Origin of the sequence: Serratia sp. Ag1 (genome assembly GCF_000743355.1) — a bacterium.
Taxonomy (GTDB): domain Bacteria; phylum Pseudomonadota; class Gammaproteobacteria; order Enterobacterales; family Enterobacteriaceae; genus Chania.
In genome coordinates this window covers 1-6564 of record NZ_JQEI01000094.1, presented here as the reverse complement: position 1 = coordinate 6564, position 6564 = coordinate 1, and the positions used below count along the sequence as shown (strand labels likewise).

Sequence of the window (6564 nt, the reverse complement as noted above, 5' to 3'; positions counted from 1 at the left end):
GCGAAACAGGATATCCTGTTGGTGGGCAGTGGCGGAGCGTAGATCCGTATCGGTAACGGCGTGGTAGAGAGCGGCGCACCGGACAAAATCATTGAGCGGGCAGCGGTGTGGCAGAAGTTCAGCGGGGAGAGCGCCAGCCAGATTGCACAAAAGTTGGAAACGGCGGGTTTTGCGGTAACGCCTCAAGTGCTGTGGCCATTCGATGATTCCCCTGTATCAGCGCAAAAGTTGAATATTCTCAGCGGTGATGGGAGTCAACAGACATCCGTGACATCTCAGTCTGGGCATGCGACAAAGCAGCAGCGGTTAAGTATTGATTCTTTGAACGTCTATATACAGGATGAGGAGTGATTTATGGTTGATGTACTGCAAAAAATCGTTGTTCCTCCAGCTTATGACGAAAATGGAAAACTTTATTACCCAACAATAATGCCTGCCAGCAATAACAATCACACGGCGGTGTTCTATAAAGTCCCTGACCGGGTTATTCCGGTGATTTTTTTACCTGGAGTGATGGGAAGTAACTTAAAAACTCTGGGTACAAATCCGTCAGATAGATTGTGGCGACTGGATGATGCTTCAACTGCTGCAGGAACAGATCAAGACCCCTGGAGATTAGGTTGGTTGACTAAAGGTGCTAAAGATAGACGCACTTTGTTGGATCCGACAAAAGTGGAGGTTGACCCGGAAGGGAAAGTTGACGGTAATTTAGCCGATATCGGGTTTACTTCACGCCTTGAGCGAGGATGGGGCGAGGCGGGTTATATGAGCTATGGTGAATTTTTGCCCTGGTTACAACGTTCATTACACGATTTCTATCAAATACACGAGGGAGATCGTGTAAAGCTGATTGATATGACTTTAGATCTTGAAATGGGGGAGGCGCCGTTAACCAAGGGAGAAGTGGGTCTGAGTTATAAATACCTCTTCCCCGTGCATGTTATGGGTTATAACTGGTTGGACAGTATTGAATCTTCCGCTGATGCATTACTCAACCGAATCAATAGTATTATTTCAGACTATAATAGCAGGAGTAATAAATGTGAAAAGGTCATCTTGGTCACCCATTCAATGGGGGGATTAGTGGCACGGTATTGTTCCGAGTTAAAAGGAGGAAACAGTAAAATACTGGGGATAGTGCACGGTGTTTTGCCCGCAATCGGTGCGACATCTGCCTATCGGCGTATGAAAGCCGGAATGGAATACGATATTAAAAGTTTAAAGGGTAAGGCTACTGCGGAGGTGGCTGGTGGGAACGGTGCTGAAATGACTGCAGTACTATCTCAATCTCCAGGGCCATTACAGTTACTGCCGGGCACAGAATATGGTATGGGCTGGCTTAAAATCAAGGATGATGATAAAACTCATAGCTTGCCAAAACAGGATCCGTATTCTGAGATTTATACCGTACGTGGTAAATGGTGGAGTCTGTGCGAGGATTATCTGATTGAACCGAAGAATACAAGCCTTGATAAGGCTAGAATGGATAAAGACTGGTTAGCATACACAAATATAGTTAATCAGAAAGTTAAGCCTATAATTGAAAATTTAAAGGGGCGCTATCATAAGGTTACCCATTCTTTTTACGGTGGAGCTATACCCACCCACGGTGATTTAATTTGGCAGGCTAAAACACCGGTAATGGATAGCTGGCTATATAAGGGGCGTGAGCGGTTTCCACTGGATGGGCGTATGAATAGCAAGCCGGGAGAGGAAGTTTTTACTACCAGAACGGTCGCAACGCCGTTAGGGGGGAAAGGATGGGCATCCGGTGTTTATCAGGAGTATAAAATAATTGCCCCCACTGAATCTGAACTAGGGGATGGCACCGTCCCACTTCGTTCTTCACAAATATCCGAGAGATATTTGCGATCACGAGCACGTTTAAATGTAGCGCATGAACCTGCATACTCGCACCCAGATGCGCAGCGGTATACTCTGTGGGCGATAGTCAAGATAGCGCAAAAAATTAAAGAGACGGCGCTGAGGTATCCCGATGCATAATAAGAAAAAGATCATCATATACACGTTATTGATTATTCTGGCCCTTTTTTCCTTTTGGCAGTGGCTTAAGCCCTATCCCCCACAGATCACATTAACCGAGCAGGAACATAACGTGGTTGAGACATTACTGAAAAACTCTACCCCCCGCTGTATTGGCCGTTATCTGGTCGATTTGCCAGAGAATCTTTCCTCCCCGACTGGATTGGTGATTCTCAATAAACAGAAGGTAGAAACTCAACGGCTATATTTACCTGCCTTTGAACAGCGCATTCGCCTGCGAGAGGAAGAACTACGTAAAACTCAGCCAGTCAGTGTAGAGGATGCTCCTTTTCTAAAACGTGTTTATCCACTGCCTAACGGCATGAAAGGGATCATTTTTGAACGTACAGGTAGTCCGGGTACCCCGGATGCCTTTCGTAGTCTAGAAGGGCACGTTTATAATAATGGCGTAGCATTTAAAACAATAATTGAAGCAATTAATCCTGACTCCCCGCGTTATGATAAAGATAAAGAACAATACCCAGAACTGTATATCAATAACGTACAGAAAAAACTGATGGAGCTAACGGCTTTATTGTCAAAATTCCACGGCCGACAGGAAAATGAGGTGCCTGAAGGGACTGGTTTATGTATTCCGAATGGTTTTATTGCTGGCAGTTCACAAGGAGATGAAGAGGCTTCATTTTCGTATCGTTCAACAGCAAATCCTAATTTATACTTAAACATTCGCAGTAATAATTTTCTTCAGGAAGAGACTTCCATGCTGGAGAGAAGTAGTTCTATTTCCTCAGCTCTATCTCGTGCGGGGGGGGGCACTTTAGGGAAAGGTGAACGCAAGATCAATCAATTGGTCGCAGAAGAGTGGTTGATGGTAGGTAATGGAGCGGACGCTTCTAGTGGGCATGTATTCGCATTACGTGTAAACGAAAAAAAGGGTAGTTCTGCGACACCTTATTTGTTGATGGAATTGAATCATGGGCCTTTGCCTGATGATGCACTGTCAGAAAATGAGATAATGGCATTCTGGCAGCAGATCACGGCGACGTTGCGTGTACGACCGGGTGCCATTTGATTATGTTCAGTTATAAAAATAACTGCTGGTTCCGGTAAGAGCCTATTGTGATGGGCTCTCAGCCTCGGTTAATTATACCCTGTAGACGATAGTCAAAAATTAAGGGAATGGCATTGAGGTATCTAAATGCGCAATAAGAAAAAGAAGGTATTTGTGCTATTAGCTATTGTAGCCGTTTTTTCCTTTTGGCAGTGGCTGAAGCCCTATCCCCCACAGATCACATTAACCGAGCAGGAGCATAACGTGGTTGAGACATTACTGACGAACTCTACCCCCCGCTGTATTGGCCGTTATCTGGTCGATCTGCCAGAGAGTTTTTCCTCGCTGCGGGGAATGGTGATACTTAATAAACAGAGAGTGGAAACTCAACGGCTATATTTACCCGCTTTTGAACAACGCATTCTTCTGCGTGAAGAGGAGTTGCGCAAGGCTAAACCAGTCAGAGAAGAAAATGCCCCTTTCTTAAAGCATGTTTATTCACTACCTAACGGTATGAACGGTGTCATTTTTGAACGCACCAGTAGCGAGGGGGCGCCAGATGCCTTTCGTAGTTTAGAAGGGCATGTTTATAATAATGGTGTGGCATTTAAGACCATTATTGAGGCAATTAACCCCGACTCCCCGCGTTATGGTAAAGATAAAGAGCAATACCCGGAGCTGTATATTAATAACGTACAGCAAAAGCTGATGGAGTTAAGGGCTTTATTGTCAAGGTTCCACGGTCGACAGGAAAATGAAGTGCCAAAGGGGCCAGGTTTATGTATTCCCAATGGTTTTATTGCTGGCAGTTCACAAGGAGACGAAGAAGTTATATTACCTTATAACTCAACAGTAAATCCCCGACTATATTTAACCATTAGTAGTGATAATTATCTCCAGGAAAAGACCTCTATGCTGGAAAGAAGTAGCTCTATTTCATCAGGCATATCTCGTTCGAAAGGACGCACTTTAGGGAAAGGTGAACGCAAGATCAATCAATTGGTCGCAGAAGAGTGGTTGGCAGTTGGTAATGGCTCGGATGCTTCTAGCGGACATATATTCGTATTGCAACTTAATGAAAAACAGGGTAGCCCAGCGACTCCATTTCTGCGAATGGAACTAAATCATGGCCCATTACCCGATGAAGCACTGTCAGAAAATGAGATAATGGCATTCTGGCAGCAGATCACGGCGACGTTGCGTGTACGACCGGGTGCCATTTGATTATGTTCAGTCATAAAAATAACTGCTGGTTCCGGTAAGAGCCTATTGTGATGGGCTCTCAGCCTCGGTTAATTATACCCTGTAGACGATAGTCAAAAATTAAGGGAATGGCATTGAGGTATCTAAATGCGCAATAAGAAAAAGAAGGTATTCGTGCTATTAGCTATTGTAGCCGTTTTTTCCTTTTGGCAGTGGCTTAAGCCCTATCCCCCACAGGTCAAATTAACCGAGCAGGAAAATAACGTGGTTGAGACATTACTGAAAAACTCTACTCCTCGCTGTATTGGCCGTTATCTGGTCGATTTGCCAGAGAACCTTTCCCCACTCCGAGGGATGGTAACTCTTAATAAACAAAGAGTAGAAACACAACGGCTATATTTACCTGCCTTTGAACAGCGCATTCGCCTGCGTGAAGAAGAACTACGTAAAACTCAGCCAGTCAGTGCAGAGGATGCTCCTTTTCTAAAACGTGTTTATCCACTACCTAACGGCATGAAAGGGATCATTTTTGAACGCACAAGTAGTCCAGGGACTCCGGATTCCTCTCGTGTATTAGAAGGGCATATTTACAATAATGGTGTTGCATTTAAGACATTAATTAAGGCAGCTAATGCAGACTCTCCTCGTTATGAAAAAGAAAGAGAGCAGTACCCAGGAGTTTATACCAATAACGTACAGAAAAAACTGATGGAGTTAACGGCTTTATTGTCAAGATTCCACGGAAGACAGGAAAACGAAGAGCCTGAGGGGGCTGGTTTATGTATTCCGAATGGTTTTATTGCTGGCAGTTCACAAGGTGACGAAGAAGTTATATTACCTTATAACTCAACAGTAAATCCTCGGCTATATTTAACCATCAGTAGTGATAATTATCTCCAGGAAAAGACCTCTATGCTGGAAAGAAGTAGCTCTATTTCATCAGGCATATCTCGTTCGAAAGGACGCACTTTAGGGAAAGGTGAACGCAAGATCAATCAATTGGTCGCAGAAGAGTGGTTGGCAGTTGGTAATGGCTCGGATGCTTCTAGCGGACATATATTCGTATTGCAACTTAATGAAAAACAGGGTAGCCCAGCGACTCCATTTCTGCGAATGGAACTAAATCATGGCCCATTACCCGATGAAGCATTGTCAGAAAATGAGATAATGGCATTCTGGCAGCAGATCACGGCGACGCTGCGTGTACGACCGGGTGCTATTTGATTATTTTCAGTAAAAATAGCGCTGAAAAAAGAGTGAGTGATGCCCATGTTTAATGATATTGGCTTGTGTGAGTTTATTCTCATTTTAATTCGTATAACATGGCCTGTTTGGATTGTTGCAATCTGTGTTTATATATATTTAGCCTTTAAGTCATTTAAAGAACGTGATATTAAGGATGTATGTATATCATGGCTATAATCACTTTATTCACTATTGTTCTTGCCAATACGTTTTACATATGATTTCAATCATATTTTAATGTATTTTTATCAGGCAGTAATCCAGGCGGAAAATATGCTAGGCGTTGTTTGTTTAGGTGATACTACCACCCACGGTGGTGAAGTAAAAACCGCGTCTTCCACCCTGTATTTCAACGGGCTGCAGGCGGCACTGGTCGGTGAGTGGGTCTCCTGCCCCAGGCATGGTATGAATACCATCGTGGAGGGGGACTCCACTACCTTCGAAGAAGGACGACAGGTGGTTGTGAATAACTGCCTGTGCGCCTGCGGCTGTCGCGTCATCAGTTCTCAGCCCGAAAACAGCATAGAGTCGTGATTATGGCCTGACCAATTCCTAAAGTTCCCGAGCAACCTCAGTTATCCTCCCTCGTTATGGTATCTGGATCGTTGTTTTGGCCGTGATACTGACGGTCAGTACGCTGTCCGCCACTGTTTATCAGTGGCGGGGCTTATATCCGTATCGGTAACGGCGTGGTGGAGAGCGGTGCACCGGACAAAATCATTGAGCGGGCGGCAGTATGGCAGAAGTTCAGCGGGCAGAGCGCCAGCCAGATGGTGCAGCAATGGGAACAGGCAGATTTTGCGGTGACGCCGGAGTTACGCTGGTTACAGGATGACTCGCCAGTGGCGCAGCGTCGTCTGTCGATAACCCCGTCAGACAATATGCAGAGTGCAAAAACAACAGACACACAGGGGCAGGTGCAACCCCAGAGCAGTGCGTTTATCGATACCTTACAGATAACCTCTGAGGCAAAGGAGTGACCCATGGCTGAGGAAAAGCAGGAAAACATCGAAATTGTTTATGCTGAGCGCGATCAGCAGGGGCGGTATACCGCCTCCATC

Annotated in this window: 7 protein-coding genes; all 7 read left to right on the top strand. The window is 45.0% G+C overall.

Going from position 1 to position 6564, the window contains the following annotated elements; translation table 11 throughout:
* The first annotated feature begins 60 nt into the window (after nucleotides 1-60).
* The gene (locus IV04_RS24240; protein WP_037441790.1) at nucleotides 61-351 is read left to right on the top strand and encodes a hypothetical protein; all 291 of its coding nucleotides are present in this window, start codon (nucleotides 61-63) and stop codon (nucleotides 349-351) included.
* A gap of 3 nt (nucleotides 352-354) precedes the next feature.
* The gene (locus IV04_RS24235) at nucleotides 355-2004 is read left to right on the top strand and encodes a triacylglycerol lipase (RefSeq protein ID WP_037404684.1); all 1650 of its coding nucleotides are present in this window, start codon (nucleotides 355-357) and stop codon (nucleotides 2002-2004) included.
* Nucleotides 1997-3076: a T6SS immunity protein Tli4 family protein gene (locus IV04_RS24230; protein ID WP_037404682.1), complete on the top strand. Its 1080-nt coding sequence runs from the start codon at nucleotides 1997-1999 to the stop codon at nucleotides 3074-3076. The genes IV04_RS24235 and IV04_RS24230 overlap by 8 nt, the downstream gene beginning before the upstream one ends.
* 126 nt (nucleotides 3077-3202) lie before the next feature.
* A complete protein-coding gene (locus IV04_RS24225; RefSeq protein WP_037404680.1) occupies nucleotides 3203-4279 on the top strand; it encodes a T6SS immunity protein Tli4 family protein in 1077 nt (358 codons plus the stop codon).
* Nucleotides 4280-4405: 126 nt separating this feature from the next.
* Entirely contained in the window at nucleotides 4406-5482 is a 1077-nt protein-coding gene (locus IV04_RS24220) for a T6SS immunity protein Tli4 family protein (RefSeq protein WP_037404678.1), read from the top strand.
* Nucleotides 5483-5776: 294 nt separating this feature from the next.
* A complete protein-coding gene (locus IV04_RS24215) occupies nucleotides 5777-6037 on the top strand; it encodes a PAAR domain-containing protein (RefSeq protein WP_037404686.1) in 261 nt (86 codons plus the stop codon).
* A 155-nt stretch (nucleotides 6038-6192) separates the two neighbouring features.
* A complete protein-coding gene (locus IV04_RS24210; protein WP_037404675.1) occupies nucleotides 6193-6483 on the top strand; it encodes a hypothetical protein in 291 nt (96 codons plus the stop codon).
* Nucleotides 6484-6564 lie beyond the last annotated feature (81 nt).